The sequence below is a fragment of the Acinetobacter sp. 1000160 genome, assembly GCF_000588715.1.
In the GTDB taxonomy this organism is placed as follows: Bacteria; Pseudomonadota; Gammaproteobacteria; order Pseudomonadales; family Moraxellaceae; genus Acinetobacter; species Acinetobacter courvalinii.
This window is the reverse complement of record NZ_JFWP02000002.1, coordinates 226401-250310: the sequence shown is the minus strand read 5'-3', so window position 1 is coordinate 250310 and position 23910 is coordinate 226401. Positions and strand designations below refer to the sequence as shown.

General features: G+C 41.3%; 22 protein-coding genes and 1 pseudogene. 11 read left to right on the top strand and 12 right to left on the bottom strand.

Annotated features, from left to right (window positions below; translation table 11 throughout):
* The first annotated feature begins 13 nt into the window (after positions 1–13).
* Together J699_RS13755 and J699_RS13760 are read left to right on the top strand one after the other, a co-directional pair.
* A complete protein-coding gene (locus J699_RS13755) occupies positions 14–1768 on the top strand; it encodes a hypothetical protein (RefSeq protein ID WP_005231375.1) in 1755 nt (584 codons plus the stop codon).
* Positions 1750–3840 (top strand): EAL domain-containing protein, encoded by a 2091-nt coding sequence (locus J699_RS13760; RefSeq protein ID WP_032866577.1) that lies wholly within the window; start codon positions 1750–1752, stop codon positions 3838–3840. Before J699_RS13755 ends, J699_RS13760 begins: the two co-directional genes overlap by 19 nt.
* A gap of 89 nt (positions 3841–3929) precedes the next feature.
* Here J699_RS13760 and rpmE read toward each other — a convergent pair whose 3' ends face one another.
* The 4 genes from rpmE to J699_RS13775 form a co-directional block, all read right to left on the bottom strand.
* Positions 3930–4154: a 50S ribosomal protein L31 gene (rpmE, locus tag J699_RS0218490; protein WP_005231378.1), complete on the bottom strand. Its 225-nt coding sequence runs from the start codon at positions 4152–4154 to the stop codon at positions 3930–3932.
* Between the two features lie 202 nt (positions 4155–4356).
* On the bottom strand, positions 4357–5331 hold the full coding sequence (locus J699_RS13765) for a bile acid:sodium symporter family protein (RefSeq protein ID WP_171070840.1): 975 nt from the start codon (positions 5329–5331) through the stop codon (positions 4357–4359).
* A 134-nt stretch (positions 5332–5465) separates the two neighbouring features.
* On the bottom strand, positions 5466–5867 hold the full coding sequence (gene gloA, locus J699_RS13770; protein WP_004770462.1) for a lactoylglutathione lyase: 402 nt from the start codon (positions 5865–5867) through the stop codon (positions 5466–5468).
* Positions 5868–5887: 20 nt separating this feature from the next.
* Positions 5888–8041, bottom strand: a complete 2154-nt coding sequence (locus tag J699_RS13775; RefSeq protein ID WP_032866573.1) for an AmpG family muropeptide MFS transporter — start codon at positions 8039–8041, stop codon at positions 5888–5890.
* 184 nt (positions 8042–8225) lie between these two features.
* Between J699_RS13775 and J699_RS13780 the strand changes: the two genes are divergently transcribed.
* Positions 8226–10862 carry a Lon protease family protein gene (locus J699_RS13780; RefSeq protein ID WP_032866572.1) on the top strand — a complete coding sequence of 879 codons (2637 nt, stop codon included), beginning with the start codon at positions 8226–8228 and terminating at the stop codon, positions 10860–10862.
* Positions 10863–10900: 38 nt separating this feature from the next.
* On the opposite strand, the gene J699_RS13785 is transcribed toward J699_RS13780, so the two are convergent.
* From J699_RS13785 to surE, 3 genes are all read right to left on the bottom strand, one after another.
* Entirely contained in the window at positions 10901–11830 is a 930-nt protein-coding gene (locus tag J699_RS13785) for a LysR family transcriptional regulator (protein ID WP_005287268.1), read from the bottom strand.
* A 136-nt stretch (positions 11831–11966) separates the two neighbouring features.
* Positions 11967–12797, bottom strand: coding sequence for a peptidoglycan DD-metalloendopeptidase family protein (locus J699_RS13790; RefSeq protein ID WP_032882732.1), 831 nt, complete (start codon positions 12795–12797; stop codon positions 11967–11969).
* A gap of 109 nt (positions 12798–12906) precedes the next feature.
* Positions 12907–13677: a 5'/3'-nucleotidase SurE gene (gene surE, locus J699_RS13795; protein ID WP_032866569.1), complete on the bottom strand. Its 771-nt coding sequence runs from the start codon at positions 13675–13677 to the stop codon at positions 12907–12909.
* A 102-nt stretch (positions 13678–13779) separates the two neighbouring features.
* Here surE and J699_RS13800 point away from each other — a divergent pair, with 102 nt between their 5' ends.
* On the top strand, positions 13780–14154 hold the full coding sequence (locus tag J699_RS13800) for an MCR_0457 family protein (protein WP_005287272.1): 375 nt from the start codon (positions 13780–13782) through the stop codon (positions 14152–14154).
* A gap of 101 nt (positions 14155–14255) precedes the next feature.
* Here J699_RS13800 and J699_RS13805 read toward each other — a convergent pair whose 3' ends face one another.
* Complete coding sequence (locus J699_RS13805; protein WP_005287277.1) at positions 14256–14615, bottom strand: VOC family protein; 360 nt, start codon at positions 14613–14615, stop codon at positions 14256–14258.
* Between the two features lie 310 nt (positions 14616–14925).
* Between J699_RS13805 and J699_RS13810 the strand changes: the two genes are divergently transcribed.
* The 4 genes from J699_RS13810 to J699_RS13825 all read left to right on the top strand — a co-directional run bounded on the left by J699_RS13810 (position 14926) and on the right by J699_RS13825 (position 18071).
* Positions 14926–15330 carry an MCR_0457 family protein gene (locus J699_RS13810; RefSeq protein WP_005231397.1) on the top strand — a complete coding sequence of 135 codons (405 nt, stop codon included), beginning with the start codon at positions 14926–14928 and terminating at the stop codon, positions 15328–15330.
* 127 nt (positions 15331–15457) lie between these two features.
* A complete protein-coding gene (dacC, locus tag J699_RS13815; RefSeq protein ID WP_005231398.1) occupies positions 15458–16606 on the top strand; it encodes a D-alanyl-D-alanine carboxypeptidase PBP5/6 in 1149 nt (382 codons plus the stop codon).
* 90 nt (positions 16607–16696) lie between these two features.
* On the top strand, positions 16697–17239 hold the full coding sequence (locus tag J699_RS13820) for a gamma carbonic anhydrase family protein (RefSeq protein ID WP_032868188.1): 543 nt from the start codon (positions 16697–16699) through the stop codon (positions 17237–17239).
* A gap of 64 nt (positions 17240–17303) precedes the next feature.
* The gene (locus tag J699_RS13825; protein WP_032866566.1) at positions 17304–18071 is read left to right on the top strand and encodes a DUF4262 domain-containing protein; all 768 of its coding nucleotides are present in this window, start codon (positions 17304–17306) and stop codon (positions 18069–18071) included.
* 99 nt (positions 18072–18170) lie between these two features.
* On the opposite strand, the gene J699_RS19090 is transcribed toward J699_RS13825, so the two are convergent.
* The 4 genes and pseudogenes from J699_RS19090 to J699_RS13835 form a co-directional block, all read right to left on the bottom strand.
* Complete coding sequence (locus J699_RS19090; protein WP_079281774.1) at positions 18171–18467, bottom strand: FmdB family zinc ribbon protein; 297 nt, start codon at positions 18465–18467, stop codon at positions 18171–18173.
* A gap of 43 nt (positions 18468–18510) precedes the next feature.
* Positions 18511–19686 carry a formamidase gene (gene fmdA, locus J699_RS13830; protein ID WP_005243017.1) on the bottom strand — a complete coding sequence of 392 codons (1176 nt, stop codon included), beginning with the start codon at positions 19684–19686 and terminating at the stop codon, positions 18511–18513.
* 318 nt (positions 19687–20004) lie between these two features.
* Positions 20005–20717, bottom strand: a pseudogene (locus J699_RS0218485) (nucleotidyltransferase family protein).
* An 86-nt stretch (positions 20718–20803) separates the two neighbouring features.
* The gene (locus J699_RS13835; protein WP_005243019.1) at positions 20804–21325 is read right to left on the bottom strand and encodes a hypothetical protein; all 522 of its coding nucleotides are present in this window, start codon (positions 21323–21325) and stop codon (positions 20804–20806) included.
* Positions 21326–21497: 172 nt separating this feature from the next.
* Between J699_RS13835 and J699_RS13840 the strand changes: the two genes are divergently transcribed.
* The 3 genes from J699_RS13840 to hflD are packed head-to-tail and all read left to right on the top strand — an operon-like array spanning position 21498 to position 23874.
* Complete coding sequence (locus J699_RS13840; RefSeq protein ID WP_032866564.1) at positions 21498–21986, top strand: NUDIX hydrolase; 489 nt, start codon at positions 21498–21500, stop codon at positions 21984–21986.
* A gap of 4 nt (positions 21987–21990) precedes the next feature.
* On the top strand, positions 21991–23124 hold the full coding sequence (mnmA, locus tag J699_RS13845) for a tRNA 2-thiouridine(34) synthase MnmA (protein WP_032866562.1): 1134 nt from the start codon (positions 21991–21993) through the stop codon (positions 23122–23124).
* An 18-nt stretch (positions 23125–23142) separates the two neighbouring features.
* Positions 23143–23874: a high frequency lysogenization protein HflD gene (hflD, locus tag J699_RS13850; RefSeq protein ID WP_005231407.1), complete on the top strand. Its 732-nt coding sequence runs from the start codon at positions 23143–23145 to the stop codon at positions 23872–23874.
* Positions 23875–23910 lie beyond the last annotated feature (36 nt).

Genomic DNA, 23910 nt, shown 5'->3' with positions numbered 1-23910 from the left:
GATTGATAACACAATGATGAATAATGCTTTTTCGGATATTTTTCAAATTCCAACTGTCTTGAGACGAGACAAACTTAGCTTTTGCGATACCAATTCGAAAAGTCTAAATGAATGGATTTCCAACTTGTCCATCATGCAGTTGGGCGATACCTCTAAAGCATTATTCGCCGCCTTACTTGAACTGAGTGAACTTGAGTGCCCTGAAACCTTGCGTTTCGATCTGGTGCAGGTGCTGCACCCCACTATTGAAAATGTGTTAGGAAGTCTGGAAAAGAACTTTTTCAATCAGGGCGTGATCAGTTCAGACCGTAATGAACACATTATTGAACTGGCCATGCTACTGCGTTGTTACTTCGCAGCAATCTATATCAATATTGTGCGTCGTAGTAACGATCAGCTCGATCAGCAGAAATTCTCCATTTTCGCCTTAAATCAAAAGAAAAATCTGCAAACCGCACGTACACTCGCCACTTTTCAGTCCTTGCAACAACTGACCCAACTGCTCTATCAACAACATATGTTGTATAGCGAACCTGTGGCGGGACAATGGCTCATTGCCCATCAGCTTTATGATGCCGCCGTAACCCATAAATATCAGCATACCAATCTGGATCAGATACAAGGTAAACCGAATGCCTTAAGTAATATCTCGCAAGCCTATGCGCAATTGATTTTGATGGATATTTTTAATACCAATCAAATCCGTCAATCCGAGATTCAGGCTTTATTCCAGTGTAGTTTTGACTGGGCAAAAATGGTTCAGATCCTGACTAAAGAAACAGACCTGACCAAATATGTGGTCGATACGACTAAAGACCATCCTCCAATTTATAATAAAAAACAAAGCTCTGGCTTTAATCCCAATATTTTTATCAGCACGCATAGTCTGCTGGACCATGTCACCGCGACCTTACATAAAAATGCAGAATATGTGTCCAAGAATGAGAAAATCTATTTAACCCCTGCATTAAAATTCCATGTGCAAACCATTCTTGGCACCACAGCAGAGCGCCGACATGAACGTTATGAATATTCAGCGCAATTGCATATCTGTTTCGGCTTACTTACGGCCCACTTCTATCTGTCTAAAGCCAAGAATTTTTCAGAAACCCTCTTATTAGACCACAGTTACGGTCTACAAAATGAATCAAAGTTTATGTCGGCATGGGACAAAAAAAGTTCAACTGACAATCAGGAATCGGCAATTCAACGTTTAAGCCGTGAAAGTAAAGCCGTTTACCAAGCCGATATATTAGATATTAGTGTGAACGGTTATCGTATTAAATGGTCTGGGGAGGCACCAAAAAACTTAAGAACAGGAGAATACATTTTAGTTAAAGAAACATCGCATGGGCATTGGCGTGGCGGTGTGATTCGTTGGCTCAAACAATCGACCGAGAAAAGTCTGGAACTCGGTTTGGAAGTACTGGCACAGGAAATTTTCCCTTGTGCGGTACGGGTTCAGGCAGATCGCCATATCAGCAATTATCATCCGACACTTTTATTAAAAAACCAGAATTTGGATGAAACCAAAACAACTTTAATTTTACCAGGTTCACAAATTTTTCGAGAACACCAGGCTGTTTATTTAAGATTGGGGAAAGAGGAAGTAAAAGTGTATTTATTAAACGCACAATTAATAACCCAGAGTTTTGTTCAATTTGATTTTGAACTGCTGAATGATGAGGAACAACCGATCCTTCAGCGATATATGGCACAAAAGAATATGGACACCATTGATCAAGATTTATGGGAAGCTTTAAAGTGAGAAATTCTTTACTCTCTAAAAAATTAAAACGCACTGAAACACGTTTATTGATTATTGATGACAACCAGCTTCGTTATAATCAGATTTCAGCTTTATTTACGGCTCAAGACCATCAAATTAAAGCTACTTTACTCGATGATCTGAAAACCTTCGAGAAACAGCTGAATTTACCTTGGGATATTGTGATTTTTGGTCGGGCTTACGATTTAAAAATCGAACAGACCCTCTCCCTGATTCAAGCCTCAGCACAACCCAATTTGCCTGTTCTCCTGCTTGAACCTGAGGATTATAAAGCCGATCAATATCAGGCCTACATTCATAAAGGCATTTATGACATCCTGAATCTGAAATCACCAGAAAAATTCTATATCAGTATCATTCGTGCGCTTTCTTATAGTCGTTTGGTGCAAGCAGAACATCGTTTGCTGAATGAACTGGAAGCCGCACAAACGCAAGCACAATCACTGGTTGCAGAAAGCCATAAAGCGGTTGCCATTTTGCAAGAAGGTATTCACATGCATGTGAATGCCGAATACGCCAATCTATTTGGTTTTGCCAATCCAGAAGAATTAATTGGCTTGCCGATTCTGGATGTGTTGCAGCCAGAGGATTTAAGCCAGTTTAAACTGCGTTTTAAAAAGATATCTCAAGGACAGTTTGAACAAGGCCGCTTTGAACTTCGTACACAAAACGCGACAGTGAAGCAGAATCCCCTTCAACTGGAATTCTTACCTTCAGGCAATGAAGATGAAATCCAGCTCAATATTGAATGTGGCACTTCATCTCAAGCGGCAGCCACACCTTCAACAGCCGCACCTGCTGAGAAAGTATCCAGTCTAAGTAGCGCTTTACAACACATTAACCGCCAGCTTAGCAATCATCCGGCCAATGCCAATGCGCTGGTTTTATTCAGCTTAAGCAATTGTCCGAGTGAAGTTTTCCAAACCGATTGGCGTGGCACTCGTGCATATTTTGCCAATATTCCTCACTTCATTAAAGAACAGGTGAATGTCCCGGTCTGTCAGGTGGAACATGGTTTATATGTCTCGTTATTTCAGGCCGAATCAAAGAGTGTGCTCAATTCCCTGCTGATGGGTTTGAATGGCTTACAAAAACCGCAATTGGTAGTGACCGATCACTACACCTTCCCTCTGCATTTAAAATTAGGCTATTGCGAAATTACCCAACCTATTGCAGATGAAGTCCGTTTTGAACAGGTGTTAACCAAGGCTTTCCTGGTTCCTCTACCGGTGTTCAATAGTCCGAAAATTGATGCAGATATTGGCCTGACCACAGAACATATTCCTGTTGCTGTACAGTTAACCCTGTTACAAGAGCTGAAAAAGAAACTGGATGCGGGCGATATCCACCTGAAATATCAGCAGCTCTATGACAAACAGGATCAACACACGCATACTTATGAAGTATCCGGTGGGTTTATCTATAATAATCAGTGGCAGGATTTAAGTGATCTTGGCGACCTGAAAGATGATCCTGAATTATCGATTCAACTGGATCGCTGGATTCTTGTTGAAGCCTGTAAGCAGTTACACAACTTTATTACCCAATATCCAAAGGCGAAATTGATTGTAAACCTCAATCATCAAGTCTTGCTAAATGATAAAAAGCTACCAGAACTGGTGGCGAAACTATTAACCATTATTGGCAGCAAACAGGCTCATCCTTTAATTTTGCAGTTCTCTGAACAAGCACTACAACAAAATCTGTCACAGGCACAGCCACAAATCGCGCTATTGCGTCAGCACGGTGCCGAGATTTCCATCCGTGGTTTTGGTGATTCACTCTATAGCGATTCGATGTTGCAGCAAATCGATGTTCAATATCTGAGCTTGCACAGCAAACTTACTCAAATGCTGAGTGCTGAAAAAGAAATGGCCGCTCTACAAGAGAAAATCTTGCACTTTATCGGGCAAAAGCCTGTCGAAATTTTCTTAACCGAACTCAACGACATGAACCTGTTTGCCAATGCATGGAATGTCGAAGCACGCTTCTTGCAAGGCAATTATTTCCAGAAAAAACTGGACCGTCTTACTGACGTACAGGATCAATAAAAAATCCTCCCCAACCCTCCTTTTGAAAAGGAGGGTGAATTAAAGGGCATAAAAAAACGGGCATATTGCCCGTTTTTTCTTTCTTGATATTAACGTTTGATAGAACGTGACATACCAGAGAAACGTTGTTTGAATTTGTCGATACGGCCGCCTGTATCCACATTCTTTTGTTTACCAGTGTAGAATGGGTGGCAAGCTGAACATACGTCAAGGTAAATTGTTTCTTTACCAAGCGCAGATTTAGTTTCGATAACGTTACCACATGAACAAGTAGCAACTAATTTTTCGTATTTAGGGTGAATATCGGCGCGCATGGTCGATGCTCCTATTAAGTAAGAAAGGCTTAAGCTGTTATCGCAATTGATCACTCTCAACATGAGGAAAAAAGCAACGTGTTCGCACACGTGCAGATCAACACCACAACAGACCATTTCTTTTGACTCACCGAGACTCTAAAGGTCAGAGCAAAGCCAACAAGTGGCGAGCATTATACGCCAATAAATTAAATTTTGCGAACTATTCTTGATTCGATTTTGACCAGTGATTCGCAATAATGCCACAGACCATGAGCTGGATTTGATGAAAAATCATAATCGGCAGCACAATCATCCCCAAAGGCTGTCCGATAAACAGGATCTGGGCCATCGGTACGCCACTCGCCAGCGTTTTCTTGGAGCCACAAAAGAAAATCGTCACCTGGTCTGCTCGGCTAAAGCCCAGCCATTTTGGCACATATAACGCCAGCAACATCACGATGGTTAACAGGAGCGAACATGCCAGGATTAAATAAAACAGTGTCAGGCCATTCACCTGTTGCCATAAACCGGCAATTACCGCACTACTAAACGCGCCATACACCACCATCAGAATCGATCCCTGATCGAAAGCCTTGACCAGACTTGGCATTTTAACCATATAAGGAAAAATATAAGGGCGTAACAACTGACCCAACACAAACGGGACCAGTAATAACAACGTAATCTGCAGAATCGATTCGGTTGGATCAAAGTCATGCTGACTTTGGCCTAAAATAAAATAGCTGACTAAAATCGGGGTAATCATCATGCCGACAATATTAGAGAAAGACGCGCTGCACACTGCCCCAGCCACATTGCCTTTGGCCATCGAGGTAAATGCAATGGAGGATTGCACCGTGGATGGCAAGAAACACATGAACAGGAAGCCCCAATACAGTTGCTGACCGAGTAAGGGCTCTAACACCGGCTTTGCCAATAAGCCGATCGCTGGAAAGACCAAGAAAGTAAAAGCAAACACTAAAGCATGCATTTTCCAGTGCAACATGCCTTCAACTACAGCTTCACGCGAAAGTTTCGCCCCATGCAGGAAAAAAAGTACGGCAATTGCAACAGTCGTCAGAATATTAAAATAATGTGCAACCTGACCTGAAACTGGAAAAAACGTTGCCAGTATCACCATCACAACCAATAAAATTGTAAAGCGGTCCAATGCCAATAATTTCAACATAACTATCCCTATCCACACTAATAATGAAAAAGCCCAATATGGCGAATAATTCAACCATTCGATCAAATTACTCATCATACTGGGCTATTTCAATAAAGCTAGCGTTTTAGCTCAAAAATCTTCAACCAATCAGGCCAGAATCAGTTGTTATAGGCATCCTGATCTTGCTGAATCAATTCAACTTTATAGCCATCCGGATCTTCAACAAAGGCAATCACGGTAACACCACCTTTCATCGGACCCGCTTCACGCACCACTTTACCGCCACGCGCCTTGATTTCTTCACAGGCTTTATAAGCATCATCTACGCCAATGGCAATGTGACCATAAGCATTACCCAAGTCATAACTAGAGGTATCCCAGTTATGTGTGAGCTCAAGTACGGTATTGTCTTTTTCATCACCATAACCCACAAATGCTAACGTAAAACGCCCTTCTTCATAGTCACGTTGGCGTAGCAATTTCATACCAAGTACCTCAGTGTAGAACTTTAAAGACTGTTCTAAATTACCTACTCGTAGCATCGTATGTAACATGCGCATATATATCTCCTAGAAAGTGCTTATTCTGATGATTGTTTGCTTAACAATTTACCAACCCATATCACGAGAATTAAGATTGGCAATCCCATCAAAAATGTAACCGTAAAAAAGCCTGAATAGCCAATATGATTCACTATTGTACCCGAGTATCCACCAATCGTTTTAGGCAAGAGCAGCATTAATGAACTAAAAATAGCGTATTGCATAGCTGTAAATGACACACTGGTCAAACTAGAAAGGAATGCGATAAAAACTGCCCCAGCTAAACCAGAAGCTAAATTATCAAAAATGATTCCCATAACCAGCCAAGCTTTACTATAAGGTACGACTACTTTTCCTTTTAATTCGATATCTATATTTTTATCGATAGGTATAGCTGGAATATCAGATAAGTTCATACGATAACGTGGCTGACTTTCTGAAAGTTGTTTTTGATAACGATGAGTCTGGGTTAAAGTCTGTACATGTTGGTTAGTCTCATAACTTGCCTCAACTCGTATTTCATTGAGTTTAGCTAATTCACTTCCCGGAATAACCACACTCCAATCTGCATTTTTAATCTTAGCTTCCACTCGATTTTCCGGATTTAGTAAAATGCTGACTGATTTTAGCTGTCCATTTTCAGGCAAATTTAATAAAGCCCCGTGAATAATGATATCTTTCGCCAATTCATCTTTATATAAAAGATTATCCCCACCAATTGCTTGGGTATAAATATCTGGTTGAGATCCAGATTTAAAGACTTTGAGTGGAAGAGATATTTGTAAAGGCTCATCATACCCTTTCGGCTGTGAAACAACTGATATTTCATTTTGCTCCATTACGGTATTGCTAGGAAATTTTAACAACCAATTTCCAACTTCATCAGGCGTTGCAGTGTAGACTTGATTACCAACACTCACTTGAACATCCTGCATGGTAGCGCCAGACTTCACCAAACCAACAAAAATCAAATTGGTCGTGCTTGCTAGAATTGCGCCTAACAACATCATTTTCATAACATTATAACGTTGGGCCAACATCCCACCGAGAAAGCCCCCCAAAATAACAAAGAAAATTGCAAAAAATTTATTAAACCAAGCAATTTCTTCTTTATCAAAATTTAGGTCTAGATAGAACAAGTTCGCCATTACACCAGCAACGACATCAGAAATGCGATAGAAACCAATTAACAGTAAAATTGCTAAAGCTACTTTTATTCCATATCGTTTAAAAAAGTCTAATAACGGTGCTAACCATGTTTCAACCACAATTCTCTTATTAATTAAACCAAGCTTAATTAGGCCTAAAATTGCTGCAACAGCAATTGAAATACTAATTAAAAACTTAATCACTAAAAAGATAAAACTCAAGAAAGCATCTTGAATAGAAAATGAATCAAAGATCAGACCAATTTGATAAAAGCTAGTTGCAAAGACAATCGTAGAAATAACAAAGACTGAAAACAACTGGAGGTAATCTTTAGCGTGATAATGATGTTGAATACGCTTAACTTGAGGCTCATGGATCAATAGCGTTGTAATGATACCAATGACCATTAAACCTGCCATCAAAAGATATGTAGTTCGCCATGCTTCATAGATATAATTACCAACTGCTGTTCCTAAAGAAGCTGCAAATAATAATGCACCCAACTGAGTAATAATTGTGGCAGTTCGATAACCCGCATTATAAGTTGAAGCCAAAACTGTTTGTATATTGGGATCTTCTGTTAACTCAATACGATAAGCATCCACAATAATATCTTGTGTTGCAGATGAAAAACCAAGGAAAATGGCAGCACCCGCCATAATCGTTAGATTTGAAAAGGAACCAAAGTCAGTTGTATTGGGTAATGGATTGGTCATTGCCATCATACAAATCGCACAAATGACTAAAAGCTGGGACACCAACAGCCAACTACGTCTTAACCCCATTTTTTTGGTTAAATACGGAAGCGGCAATTTGTCTATTAAAGGTGCCCATATGAACTTAAATGAATAAGCCAAAGCTGCCCAAGAAAACATTGTAATCGTACTTCGGTTAATTCCAGCTTCTGTCAACCAAAAAGATAGGGTTGAAAAAATCAGAAAAATTGGGATTCCCGATGAAAAGCCTAAAAACAACATTATTATTGCACGGCGGTCTAGAAAAGCCATAAAGGAGCTTTTCCACCCTTTCGATTCAACACTCATTGGTTATTATTTTCCAATAATCTATAAATGTGCTTATTCAATCGTTTCTTGCTCCTGCTTGCAAGTTGCTTTATGCAATCATTCTTTTGTTTTGTCGATAAAAAACACAAGTTCGCTTGATCTTTAGGTCTAAAACTGTATACCTTTAATTACTCAACTTACGTTTATTTGTTGGATAGCAACAGTGACCCAAAAACTTGATCAAATGACTGCAACAACTTTATCTTTAACACCAACAAACACGATTACAGCGAAGATCAATTCATTTCCAAGCGCTTTTGAACAGACGGACATACAACCTACACTGCTTAAAACAGCACTACGTGCAGACCAACTTACCCATATTCCAGATTTAGCGGAAATACCAAGTTCAACCAAACGAATCAAGCCGCTCAATAACTTCTTAGGACAAGACCGCGCACGCGCTTCCGTTGAGGCGGGTATCGCACTGCCTTATTCGGGCTACAATATTTTTGCTGTGGGGACAGCAGGCCTGGGTAAACGCACCATGATCAAGCGTTTACTGCAACAACACGCCAAAACCATGCCAACCCCAGACGACTGGGTCTATCTCAATAATTTTAAAAATCCGCGTCAACCGATTGCTTTACGCTTCCCGGCAGGACAAGGGGTTAAATTCCAAAATACCTTACAGCAAACATGGCAGATTATTCTTAAACAATTAGAACGCCGTTTTAGTGCTGAAAGCTATCACAACCGCATCGAGCGTATTCGTCAGGATACCGGTGATGTGCAACAGCAGGCGCTGGTTGAACTGACCAAAGAAGGTGAAGAACTCGATTTAAAACTGATTTCACGTAATGACAAACATGTCTTTGTTCCCATGCAACTCAAGGACAATGAATATCATGAGTTGACGCAGACTGACCTGAATACCCTGAATAGCAAAGAGCGTGCAGAAATTACCTCCAATATTCGCTATATGGAGAAGAAACTCGAACGCCTCGGATTACATCTCGGTGATCTGGAAGATGATGCCCGTGATCAGGTTTCAAGTCTAAATCGCGATATCGCAACGCAAGTGGTTACCCCACGGGTAGAATCCATCCTAAATAAAAATAAAGACGTCAAAGGTCTGGAGCTATATTTAAAACATTATGCAGAAGACATTATTGATAATGTTGAGCTGATTCTTGAACAAGAAGAGGATGACTTTACCCCTGCTTTATTCAACCGTGTTCCATCACGCTACCAAGCCAATGTCATTGTATCGAACAAACCGAACAGCGGTGCACCCGTCATTTTTGAAGACTTTCCGACGCACTACAACCTGTTGGGCCATGTTGAGCAACTGACCCATAACGGTACCATTACCACTGACTTTACCTTGATTCGTCCTGGTTCCTTACATCAAGCCAATGGCGGATTTTTAATGCTGGAAGCAGAGCAACTGCTAGAGCAACCTTATGCATGGCAGGGATTGAAACGTGCATTAAAATCGGGTCAGCTCAAGCTATCTTCGCTAGAGCATATGTTGACCCTCACAGGTAGCATTTCCATAGAGCCGGCTTCCGTTCCGCTTGAAATAAAAGTAGTTTTATTGGCAGAACCTGAAATTTATTATGAAATTTTAGAGGTTGAGCCTGAACTCGGCAGTGTGTTTAAGATCCGTGCTGACTTTACAGATACATTACAACGTAATGACAGTAATGAGCAGGCCTATATGCAGCTGATAGCGGATTATGTACAAGCTGACAAGCTATTGCCTTTTGACCGCTCTGCACTTGCAGCCTTGCTGACGGATTCAAGTCGTCAGGCTGAAGATCAAAGCTCATTATCACTCCATGCATCTACCTTAGGCGATTTAATTCGTGAAGCGCACCATCATGCCTTTAAGGCAGGCGACAAGATCGTGACCGACGAGCATGTCAATCAGGCCCTGCATCACCGTCAATATCGCTTAGGCTATTTACGTGAACTGTACTGGCAGGATCTGTCTCGTGGCACCCAATTGATTGAAACCTCTGGGCATCGTCTAGGTCAAATCAATGCCCTCTCCGTGATTCATTATGCTGACGTCGAGTTTGGCCTACCTTCTCGCCTCACCGCATCTGTGTATCAAGGTGGCGGGGATATTCTGGATATTGAGCGCAGTGTCGAACTGGGCGGCTCTCTGCATGCCAAGGGTGTGTTGTTGATGTCGAGCTTCCTAAAAGCACACTTTGGTCGTGAACAGATTCTGCACTTCTCTGCCGCACTGGCTTTTGAACAAAGCTATGGTCAGGTCGATGGTGATAGTGCAACGGTTGCGGAACTGTCTGCCTTGATCTCTGCAATCTGCCAGATCCCGATTGACCAATCGTGGGCAATTACCGGTTCAATGAACCAGTTGGGTCAGGTGCAGCCGATTGGCGGTGTCAATGCCAAAATTGAAGGCTTCTATGATGCCTGCAAATTGCAAGGCTTGACTGGCAAACAAGGTGTGATTATCCCGCGTCAAAACATGCAGCATCTGATGTTACGTCAGGACGTGAGTGAAGCGGTCAAAGCGGGACTCTTCCATGTGCACGCGATTGACACCATTGACCAGGCCTTGGAAATTCTAATGGCACGTCCAGTGGGTACACTGGATAAAAAGGGTCGCTACAGCAAAAATTCGATTTATGCTGCAGTCATGGAACAACTTGAATACTGGCAAGCCATCGAAGACGGTGAAGCGGTGGAAGAGGACGAACCAAAGAAAAAGAAAAAGCGTAAAAAAACCAAGAAAGATGAGGTAGAAGCAAAAGCCAAAGCAAGTGAAGAAAACACTGCTGAGGCAAAAACGCTAAAATCAATGCGTAAAAAGAAAAGCAGATAAACAAAAAGGCCATGTTCCGAGGAACATGGCCTTTTGACTTAGGCAACACCCTGTAACGAGCGTCCGCCAGGTAACTGGGCAAAATATTGCTTCAAGGCATCAATACAGCGATGCACCTTCATTGGATATTGTTCGCGTTTAGAGGTTAAGGCATGCAAGGTATAAGATGGTAGTTGCCAATCTGGCAGAACCTCAACCAACGATCCATTGATCAGTTCTTTCTGAATATCCATATACAGGATACGTGCTATGCCATGCCCTTGTTGACATAAGGCCTTGGCTACAAAAACATTATTGGTACCTAAACGTGTTTTCATATCCACATTCACCACATCGCCACTGATGCCGTGACGGAAGGTAAAATGTTGATAGTTTTGCATGAGGGTTATCGGCAGTAATTCATGGTTACGCAAGTCTTCAGGACGGGTGATGGGTTGCGCCTGATTTAGATAACTTGGCGATGCAACCAGAACCTGATCTACCCGCGCTAAAGGCACAGCAGATAATTGCTGATCTTCCATCTTCAAGCTCATGCGTATCGCAATATCAATGCGTTCTTCGATCAGGTCAATATAACGATGGTCTGCTTCAAAATGAATCGCCAGCCCTTTATGCGCCGACATCCAGTGCGACAATGCAGGAATAACATGCAAGGCACCGAGTTCAGGAGTGGTGGCAATACGCAAATCGCCTACCAGATCATCACGTAATTCATTAATGCGGATTTTGCCTCGCTCAGCTGCGGCCAACATTTCCTGACAACTGAGGAAAAATGCCTGTCCAGCCTCAGTGAGACTGAGTTTTCGGGTAGAACGATGAAGTAAGGTGACATCCATTTCTTGTTCTAAAGAACGGATTTGTTGACTGACCGCACTGGTGGTAATTCCAAGTTCTCTTGCTGCACCACTGAAAGAACTTTTTTCGACGACACAAGCAAAGACCCCCATTGCACGCAATTGATCTAGCATAGACTTCCCTCTCAACTTAATTTATTAATATGCTTATTGTTCTAATGAAAGCAATCAAATTAAGTATACAAGGAAGTCTATTTATAGACTAGGGGAATTATTAATAAATTATTGAAAGTTTATTAATAATCTTTAGTTAATTTGGTAAAACTGTGCTCGGGTTCACAGGTTTGCCATCTAAACGAACCTGGAATTCCAGCATGACTTGCGACGCGCCAGAAGAACCCATTTCTGCAATTTTCTGTCCTGCTGTCACATTATCACCGCTTTTCACCAGCATCTTGCTGTTATGGGCATAGGCTGTGATGTAGCCATCAATATGTTTAACCAACACCAGGTTGCCATATTCTTTCAAGCCATCCGCCGCATAGACCACCTGCCCGTTTGCAGCTGCAAAAATCGGATCGCCCACATTTCCACCATAGCGTGTACCTTTGACATTACTCGCCAGATTAAAGGTTTGAATGACGGCGCCATTTGATGGTTTCACCCAACGCAGGCTTGAAGCCACAGTCGAAGATGACGGATTAACCGGTACGGTCGGCACTACCGGACGTGGTACCACTGGTTGTGGTTTTGGTGCGACGGGCTGCTGGCTTGGTAAATTAATACTTTGGCGCTGGATTGGTGCAGTTTGTGCCATGGCTTGCGTCGATGTTGTACGCTGGGCAGCGGAGCCTTTTAAACGCAATGACTGATTGACATAAATACGATAAGGCGGTGCGATATCATTCAGTGCAGCCACATTCAGATAGTTCAAACCATAACGATTTGAGATCCCGCTTAGGGTATCGCCTGAACGCACCGTGTAATAGTTTGGTGCTGGCAGCGTATGACGTGCTCCACCATTGACTTGCGGTTTTGATGCACCCCCTGTCATAACTGCCACTGTCGCAACCGCCATAGACAAAACGATTGTTTTAATCATTTTCTGTGATAGAAAAACCGAGACATGGTTTAAGTGCATCTTCGCCCTCATCGAAAAAACCTCAATTTATTTGCGCTAAGAGTATCAAAAAAGTGAGAAAAAACGAGTTCTCACTTTCTTTATTCACAAAGTTATAACATTCATACCCTTAACCATTTACATGCGCATGTAAATTTTCCAATACGGTATAGTTGGTCGCATCCATCTGAATCGGGGTAATACTGACATAACCATTTGAGACTGCAAAAAAATCTGACTGGACATAATCCGAGACAGGTTGCGGATCGGTAACGGCTTCACCCGCCAATCCAATCCAGTACACCTGACGTCCACGTGGGTCAACATGACTGCTGATCGGTTTGGATTGTGCCCGACGGCCTTGGTAGGTCACTTGAGCCCCTCGAATTTGCTCAACATCCGGAATATTAATATTAAAGATATGTCGCGGCGGTAAAACCGGCAAACCTTTGGCAATGAAGTCATGAACCCATTGCGCTGCTTTGGCATAATGTTCAGGATGCTCGTAGGCTCGTACATTGGCGCCCGCCAGTGAAACGGCAATCGCAGGGTGCTTCATTAGCCGCCCTTCAAAAGCAGCACCAACCGTACCAGAATATAAAACATCATCGCCCAGATTCGCGCCACTATTGATTCCGCTGACCACCAGATCAAATTCAAAATCAAATAAGCCATTCATGGACAAATAGACACAATCTGCTGGCGTACCATTGACTGCCCAGACATCTTCAGCGATCTGTACAGGACGTAAAGGACGGTCCAGCGTTAATGCACTTGAATAACCACTACGTTCACTTTCAGGCGCAACCACAACCACACGACCTAAAGGTTTTAATGCTTGAGCCAAAGCTTGTAGACCGGGTGCGAACACACCATCATCGTTTGCTATTAAAATATTCACTAAAATCAATTCTCTTCAATGTTACTAAGCAGTTTTTTCAATTGAATTATTCCTTGAATTATATATATTTATGGCTTCTTAGTATTAAAAATTTACGTAGCCATGAGACATTTATCTAATTTTATTAAAGTTTTTGGGGTTAGTTTCACGCTTTTTACAGCACCTGTTGTCTTTGCAGATGAAACGGTTTCAGTGAAAGAAGCAGATGCCCTCATTAAAGATGATATTGCCAATGCACAGGTACTGATTGAGATGTGTCCAGCTCTGATTGGGAAAAATGCCAAATTTGATCAGAACATCAAAAAAATGGTCGGAACTTATTTAAGTAACTATTCTGACAAATCAGCTTCGCTTGAAAGTCTGCAAAAAGATGCTGAATTTAAAAGCCTGTTAAAAGATGCCCATGAAGCAGCGGCTGAAGTGGACAAGGCAGAGCAGAAAGCGGTATGTGAAGAAGTCTTGAATTTCGAAGGCTAATCTGGCTTTAAAATATCGGTGTGGTTTTAAATTAAGATGGATAAAACCACACCTCTTCCATCTCATCATCCATACAAGCGGTTCTTATCTGATCAACACTATTACCATGCATCTGGTTCACGCACCATATGGATAATATTTGCAGGGCTAGTAATCCATCCTCCTTTAAAACCTTCGGGCAAAGGCTCAATTGCATCACAACGCACCACGCCTGCTTTATTTAGATAGTGAGCTGCCTCAGTAAAATCATCGGTAAAGAGCTCAAGCCAAAGTTCTGCCTGACTCATCTCTGGCACGGCTGCGATCCAGAGCTTGATTGGGCCCAATTCAAAACCGACATCAGGTTCTTTTTCTGTAATTTGTTTAAGACCAATCACATCACGATAAAATGCAATGGTTGCTTCATATTGATGAGGTGGAAGTTTGAGTGCAATATCAACACCACCCTTGAATCGATTCATGCCCTTACTCCTTTTTTTCCTTTCCAGTTCTTTTTTAATTATCCTGATTTTCAATCCCACGCATTGCTGGCTATTTTTTAATCTTGTTGATCTTAATCTCGGATGTCAAGTTAAGTTACACTCCTCTACCAATAGCTAAACCGCCCTATCCACGATAGAAAACGCCTTAGAAGTTGTAAGAAATTTAAGATTCTGAAAATTTAAACCCACACTTTCTCCACGTTTCCTACAGCAAACATACATTTTTTTACCGGCTTCTATGCTATAAGTTATTCAAATTCTTTAAGTCTTGTTCTGAGTTTGATTTATTATGAAGAAAAATGTTTTTAAAACACTAGGTTTATCATTTCTCATCGCTTCTAGCGCTCTAGCTCCTACGGCATTTGCGGCAGATAAAAAATCTACAGAAGCAGAAAAGATTGAAGTGACCCCAACTTCAGATAGCGTTACCAAGCAAGAGCTTGCCGCGATCTATGTGCTTTCTGAAATTTGTCCAAGCCTGATTGGCAAAGATCTAAAATTTAATAAAGCTTATGACAACCTGGTTAAAGCCTATTTGAATAACGATGCCAACGCAGTTGAAAGCTTGAATAAACGCGTAAAAGGTAAAGATTTTAAAGAAGCTTTAAAAGAAGCACGTAATGATGCAAAAGCAGCTTCTGACAGTGATAACCGTCAAATTTGCGATGACGTTCGTAATTATTATTCCAAATAAGATGAACAATTAAGGTTCAGGTTACAATACTGTATGAAAAAGCCGATTTCCCCCGTAGAAGTCGGCTTTGCTTTATCCTAAAATGCTAGGCTCGTCTGCTTCATACAAGATATTGGAACCACCTAGAATGACTCACAAAAGCGCTCTTGCTGCATTATTACTTTTGCCAAGCTTTTCATATGCAGCAACTGTCCTATCCGCTCCACCAGAATTAAATAATAAATCCTATGTATTAATGGATTACGAGACCGGACAGATTCTCGCTGCCAAAAACGAAAATGAAAAACTGGCACCTGCTTCAATGACAAAAATGATGACAAGCTACATCATTGAGCAGAAACTTTTAAAGGGTGAATTGACTGAAAACGAACAGGTACGCATGAATGAATCTGCGTGGTGTCGTGGTAGCAGCTCTGAATCATGTATGTATGTTCCACTGAATGGTACTGCAACAGTTTTAGAAATGTTGCGTGGTATTATTATCCAGTCAGGAAACGATGCTTCTAAAGCAATGGCTGAACATATCGCGGGCAATGAAGGGACCTTTGCCCATATGATGAACCAGGAAGCAAAACGTGTTGGTATGGTGAACACTCACTTTATCAACTCAACCGGTATGCCAGCTGAAGGTCATTATTCAACTGCCAAAGATATGGCCATCCTTGCTCAACACATCATTAAAGACAGTTCTAAATACTATCCGATTTATTCAGAAAAAGAATTTGCTTTTAATGGCATCAAACAAGGCAACCGTAATGCCCTGCTTTATACCGATCCAAGTGTAGATGGTTTAAAAACAGGTCATACCAATGAAGCGGGTTTCTGCTTAACCACGTCAAGTAAACGCGGCCCAATGCGTTTAATTTCAGTGATTTTCGGAACACCAAGCATGAATGAACGTGCCGATCAGACACGTACGCTTTTAGCTTGGGGCTTTTCAAACTTTGAAACTGCTAATGTTCAACCAGCCAACCAGGTTCTTGCCAAGGCTAAAGTTTGGTTCGGTAAACAAGATGATGTTCAAATTGGCTTAGCAGAAAACTTCAATGTGACCATGCCTAAAGGCCAGGCAGACAAAATCAAAACTCAGCTTGTGGTTCAGCCTAAACTCAATGCACCTTTAGCTAAAGGTCAAGTGGTGGGTAAACTGGTTGCAAGTCTGGATGGTAAAGTGATTGCAGAAAAACCATTGGTCGCATTGAAACCTGTTGAAGAAGCTGGCTTCTTTGCACGTATGATTGACCATATCAAAATGTTCTTCAGTAACTTGTTCTAAACTTTAGAATCGTTAAATTAAGCATTCATGCCCTTGGGTATGAATGCTTTTTTATTTTATAATTTCTTAAATTTTCAAGCGAACGCTGCTATGCAAAAGAATATTCGTCCCTATCTCGACCAGAAACCAGATATTCATTCAAGTTGTTATATCGATGATATGTCGGTTGTTGTAGGTGATGTTAAACTTGCTGAAAATGTGTCGGTCTGGCCTTTTGCCGTGATTCGCGGTGATGTAAATTCAATTCAGATTGGCAAAAACAGTAACGTACAGGATCATTGTATGTTGCATGTCAGCCATAAGAATCAATCTAAACCGAATGGTTCTCCGCTGGTGATTGGAGAAGATGTAACGGTTGGGCATCATGTAACTTTACATGGCTGCACCATTGGTAATCGCGTCTTGATCGGGATTAATACCGTCGTGTTAGATGACGTCATCATTAAAGATGATGTAATGATCGGTGCCGGTAGTCTGGTGCCGCCACGTAAAGTATTAAAAAGCGGTTATCTCTATGTCGGCAGTCCCGTCCAACAAGTGCGTGCACTGACTGAAAAAGAAATGGAGTTTTTACCTTACTCGGCACGTCACTATGTGAAAGTGAAGGATAATTATAAGAATAGCGAAGCTTAACTTCGCTTTTTCCTCTTCCATCCTTTATACATAATTAAAAATAATAAACTTTTAGAGATATCTAATGAGTACTAATCATCCACATAATTGCCCCACTCCAGATAAACTCATGAATACAACTAAACTCAATATTGAGAAATATGGACTGCAAGTTGTAGGGATTAGTGCGACAGACTATTTACCTTCTTTTAGTTATAGTGTCGGTCTGTATGAAAGCTATCAGCATCCTGAAATTATATGCTTCGGCTTACCAACTGACTTAGCCCATTTGATTATCAATGATGTAGCAGATCTAATCAAAAACGGCGAAAAAATAAAATCTTATAATCATTATGAAAACATCTTTAAAAATAGTCGTGCTGAGTTTTTACCAGTAGATTTTAGAAATATTGAAGATTATCTTGGTGCTGCTTTAAATTATTACCAACACAACAACTTTTCCGCTTTGCAATTAGTCTGGACAGATCGCAATGATAAATTTCCTTGGGAAGATGGGTTTGAGGAAAGATTTATCCATGATCAACCACTCTTAGACCGAAATGCTGATTTTAAATTTAGAGAGGCTAAAAATTTAGGCGTTTTTACGACTAGACAATGGTTAGAACATAACCAACCTATTTTAAGAGTTGTTCATGATAGTGATGGTGACTGGCAATTTTTAACAGGCGATCAAGAACAAGAAGATATCCGTCTTGTTGCTTTGGAACAAATGGTATTAAGAGATCCAACTCTGAATGAGGTGTTTGATCTGGACTACAATCAAGCTGCTGAAAGAAATTTCATCGGTGATGCATGGAAAAGATTAGATCTTGATGAATTTCAAGAAGAATAATACGATCCCTAAAGACAGATTATCAAGCTTATATGCATGCCACCCTAGTACAATAAAATGTACAGAATGGCACATCAACATTACTTTCAAAGTGAAGTATCAAACCTCACATAAAGAACAATTCACACCTCGGCAATTATGCAGCACAGATGTCCGGGCACTTTTTTTATGGGTACCCGGTCCTCCAACCAAAGGGCCTGCAAGTTGCTCTGCACTTGATGATGGCCTCCATTTGTCTTTAACCGTTATCTTTTGATGTCCCGTTATCATCGGCCTTAATAACATGGCGTGCTGGCAATATGGGCAGGACGTATGATCTCTTGCAATACTAGCCATCGGGACATTCTTCTCAAAAATCCCTTCACAATGTTCACATCTAAAATCATATAATGGCATCTTAAAATCCTTATTGAACGATTAACTCTACACTCCTCTAGAACTAACGATGTCCCCAGAACTTGTTTTCGTTTAAGGCGCCCTGCGGCAAAATATTTTTCTCAAAAATAGACGTTGGCAAAGAAATGGTACATGCACAGTTTGGAATATCCACAATGCCACCGATACGCCCTTCAACAGGTGCAGCAGTCAGTAACATATACGCTTGGGATCCGGTGAATCCAAAATTCTCAAGATATTTAATCGCTTTTAAACAGGCCTGACGATAGGCAACAGTGGCATCCAGATAATGATTTACCCCGTTTTCAACACTAATCCCTTCAAATGTTAACCACTGATCATAATTAGGTCTGACATTACTTGGGACAAAAATAGGCGAATCAATATTATATTTTTGCATCCCCCCTTTGATCAGATCGAAACCAACACGAGTTACCCCATCCATTTCAATCGCTCCACAGAATCCGATTTCTCCATCACCTTGTGAGAAATGTAGATCACCCATCGAGAAACCAGCACCTTTCTGGTAGACAGGGAAATAAATACGACTGCCTGCTGCAAGATCTTTAATATCGGTATTCCCCCCATGTTCACGTGGGGGTACTGTACGTGCGGCCTCTACCGCCATGCGGTCAAACTCGGCACCGGTCACACCGCGTAACACAGCTGTTCTTGGATCAGGTGGATTTGCCTGTCCTTTCGCGACCAATAATGCTTCTCTACGATTCCATTCTTTGAGCAGCTCATGCGAAGGAAGTGTCCCCATCAAACCCGGATGTTTTAAACCTGCAATACGAACACCAGGAATATGACGTGACGTTGCAAATAATCCCTTTAAATCCCAGATTGCCTTATCCGCTTCAGGAAAATAATCTGCTAAAAAACCACCACCATTTTCTTTCGCAAAAACACCAGAAAAACCAACGGCTGAAATCGGCTGAATATCGAGAAGATCAATCACCAGTAAGTCGCCTGGTTCAGCGCCTTCCACATAAAATGGTCCTGTAAGTGGATGTGCTCGAGTGAGATCCACATTTTTCACATCGGAGACATCATCGGTATCTTTGATTTGAGCATCTAAAAAATCCAGACTTTCAATCAGAATCTCTTCGCCTGGTTTTACCGATGTTAAAAATGGAATATCTGGATGCCAACGGTTATGACCAATCTCTGCTTGTTCTGCTAAAGCGACACCGGGTTTAATTTTAATATGTTGCATATGACTTCAACTCCATGTGATGTATATGAATCTGATCAATTCTCTGTTGTAGTTCTGAATCATTAAAAGATGAGACCAAGGCTACATTTTTCTGGTTAGAATAATTGTTTTTACCTTGTGTTCAAAAAACACCCTATCATATTCTGTTTTTTTGAAGCAATTTCTTTTCGATTCTCAACACATCAAATACACACGGATGGCAGCAAATATTTTTCTTTCACTTTAGCGAATTAGCCTTCCTATGTAGCCAAAGACAGTCAAATTTTATACCCTTAGGTAAAGGGTATTTATTTCAACCAGTAACTGAATAAGCAAAAATTACAACAAATGAGCTTCGATCCAAACATACGTCTCCCTTAAGCGATTTAAAGAAATCACATTAGTTAACGTTGGTTTATCAAGTTCTTGCAACAAGAAATACAGTCGATCTTTTTGCTGAGGATAAACCTGTACCGTTTGATCGATGGTGTCATTTAAAGCTAAGGGCCATTCCTCAATATGCCTCATAGTTAGAGGCAGCAGGCGAATCATTCTTTTAATTAAAGATTTTTTTAAGTTGAGCAATTCAGCTTGAGGCTTATCCTTTATTTCCAATAACTCAAAATATGTGTGTATCTCATCATTATAGCCCTGATTGATTGCTTGGATGACCTCTCTGTCAATCGTTATCTCTTGGAAAAAATGCGTTAAATCTCGCCCATAAATATTGGTACAAAAAAATTTAAGCCATACTCCCCAACGCTTCCTATTTTGTTCATGTAAAACATCTTTTAAATAACCAACATTCACATCAATCTTTGGAATAAATGGATAGCGAGTAATAAGCTTTATTTAATTTCAGCAATTTTTTGATCCAAATTCGTAATTTCATGCTTAAAAACCACACATATATCTAAATCAGATTGACCGATGACCGCATTGCCTTTCGCGACACTGCCATAAACATAAAGACTATCAAGCGCCGTCGTGAATTCTTCAGTAAAAGCAGAAACAACATCTTTTAAAATTAACTGATATTCCTTTTGAATCATATCTCTGTCTCTTCGCAGGCATCTATTCAAAAGACCATCACACTCTATTTTGATTGAATACATACCTTGTTTTAGTATGAGTAACTTTAAGCATCGCCCCACCGCTCATCTAAAATCTTTAATTCATTAAAGGCTTGTTCAAATTGTGCAAACTGAAATGTTAACTCTGGCGTAGTTTTAGGGAACTCCCAAATAACTGAAGTCACTATATCCTGAAGATTTCCAAAGGCTTGTCCAAATCTAACCCATTTGACTTCTGTCGCCGTAACAACTTGTTCAACCACAACGACACTGCATATTAAATCGAGATCATCTGGACAGACGAGAAGTGGAACAACGGTTGAAATTGGTCCATATTTACAATAATTCGGCTTTAAGAGCGCCCAAGCATTACTTAATGCAAGCTCATCATTAAATTCGTAAAGCCATCCTTGAGCGGGAACCAGATTATCTGTTCGCTCAAAGATATTCGTATTCTCATTTATCCATAAATTCAAAGGGATATTGTCAATTGCAAGAATCGGAAAAGGCTTTAAATTATTGCTTGCGTCATGTATGCATCCATGAATTGGATGCTCTTGTAAAAAAATAGCTGAAACTGAATGCATATATTTATAAAAAGGAACTTTATAGGATATATATGAAACATTACTTGAATCATGCATGAATTTACAACAAAAACTTAACTTTGGTACATCTAAGAAAATTGCTTGACCACTTCAACTAGCCACCGCGTCTCAAATTTTGTAGAATACATTTTTTAAAACCATGGTGCTTTCTATGACCGCTTGGACACCTCATGTCACAGTCGCCACTGTAGTCGAAAAAGACGGACGCTTTCTGTTTGTTGAAGAGCACAGTGAGGGCTTTGTACATACCGTGTTTAACCAGCCTGCAGGTCATGTAGAATGTGGTGAAACCATTGTGCAGGCAGCGATCCGTGAGACCTTAGAAGAAACAGGCCATCACGTTGAAATCGATCATCTGCTTGGGATCTATACTTATACCCCGCCGATGTTTCCAGATCGTACCTACTACCGCTTTTGCTTTCTGGCGCATGTGACATCAGTTGAAGAAAATGCGCAATTTGATACAGGTATTGTTGCTGCAGTCTGGATGAATCTGGATGAGCTACAAGAATCAGCACGCGCGCGCAGTCCACTGGTTTTAAAAGCTGTTGAAGATGCCCTTGCTGGCAAGAAATATCCCTTATCGCTTATTTATGAGCACCCTTTCTCTCCCTCATTAACTTCTCATTTGGACGCTTAATTAGATGCAACAACGTGTCATCGTCGGTATGTCTGGTGGTGTAGACTCCTCTGTTTCTGCCGCACTGTTACTTCAACAAGGATATCAGGTTGAAGGTCTTTTCATGAAAAACTGGGAAGAAGATGATGGTACGGAATACTGCACTGCACTTGAAGATCTGGCAGATGCTCAAGCCGTTGCAGATAAAATCGGCATCAAATTACATACGGCCAACTTTGCCATGGAATATTGGGATCGAGTCTTTGAGCACTTTCTGGCTGAATATGCTGCAGGTCGTACCCCCAATCCGGATATTCTGTGTAATAAAGAAATTAAATTCCGTGCGTTCCTTGACCATGCCATGACCCTAGGTGCAGATTTCATTGCAACAGGTCACTATGCACGCCGTGGCGCAAGCATGCAAAACTCTCGTGGCGAAACTTACGCCCCCTTACTCCGTGGTGTCGATAACAATAAAGACCAGACCTATTTCTTACATGCAGTGCATGGTCGTGAAATTAACAAGACCCTGTTCCCTGTTGGTGAAATCGAAAAACCGGAAGTTCGTCGTATCGCAGAACAACTGGATCTCGCGACTGCCAAGAAAAAAGACTCAACAGGTATCTGTTTTATTGGCGAACGTCGTTTTACCGATTTCTTAAAGCAGTATTTACCTGCGCAAGCCGGAAAAATTGTTTTGGAATCAGGTAAAGAAGTTGGTGAACATCACGGCTTGATGTACTATACGCTGGGTCAACGTGGTGGTATCGGTATCGGAGGGATGAAAGGTGTACAAGAAGGTGCATGGTTCGTACTCCATAAAGATATTGCCAATAACCGACTGGTGATTGGACAAGGACATGAACATCCGTTGATGCAAAGCACACAGCTCTGGAGCGAAATGATTGACTGGGTGGCTGGCGAACAGGACATCCCGAGTACCGGTTTCCGTTGCACAGCAAAAACCCGTTATCGTCAACCTGATCAGGCATGTACAATTTACCGCGATGAACACACTGAAAATGGTGTGCGTGTTGAATTTGATGAACCGCAACGCGCTGTAACACCAGGGCAAAGTGTGGTGTTCTACTCAGGAGAGGTTTGCTTAGGCGGTGGTGTGATTCACCATACCAATGCACCTGAACCAGATTTTATTTAAGGAAATTGGAAGCGAAGCATGGTCGAGTTACCCTTTCAGCACACGCAAGCGTTGAATGTCAGACAAAACCGTGCTTTGGCATTGGCAGCGGTGTTCCAGGCAACCCAGCTGACGCATATGACGGCGATGGCTGGACAGCAAAGTATTGGCGATAGTGGTAACTTTTATTTCGAACTGCTCATCAAGGCCAGTCTGAATATTCGCCCGACGGCCAATAATGCCACGCAAACTCTCGATTTCTTTAATCAGCTGGCCGATATTTCTCTTGGCTTAAAAACACTGGAAGGCTGCATTACTCAGCCCTTTAATACGGCACCCAAATCCCGTGTTCCCAAAATGTCGACCGCTAAACTGCCAATGTCCTATGCAATGGCCTTATTGCAGCTGGAAAAGAAAGTCTACGGCAATCCTGAATACGTTAAAATCATTGAAACAGCCCAACAGAAAATCCTAAAACAACTCTCCTTTTTTGATAATAATTATTTGCATCCCAGCATTATTGCCAATCTCGCACAAACCTATGTTGAAACTGCGGGCCAAATTAATCCGCGCATTTTAGTCCGTGGTAATGCGGAAGCCTTTAAAGATATTAATCATACTAACCGTATTCGAGCTTGCCTGTTTACAGGCTTGCAGCTGGCCCATTTATGGAAACAGTCCGGCGGCAGCTCATGGAGTATGATCTTTAGTAAACGCAAGTTATTGCAAGATATTCAAGCTCTCGCTCGTTTGCAGTATCAGGTGGTATAGCCGATATGCCAACGATTTTATTTTTATGTTTATTCC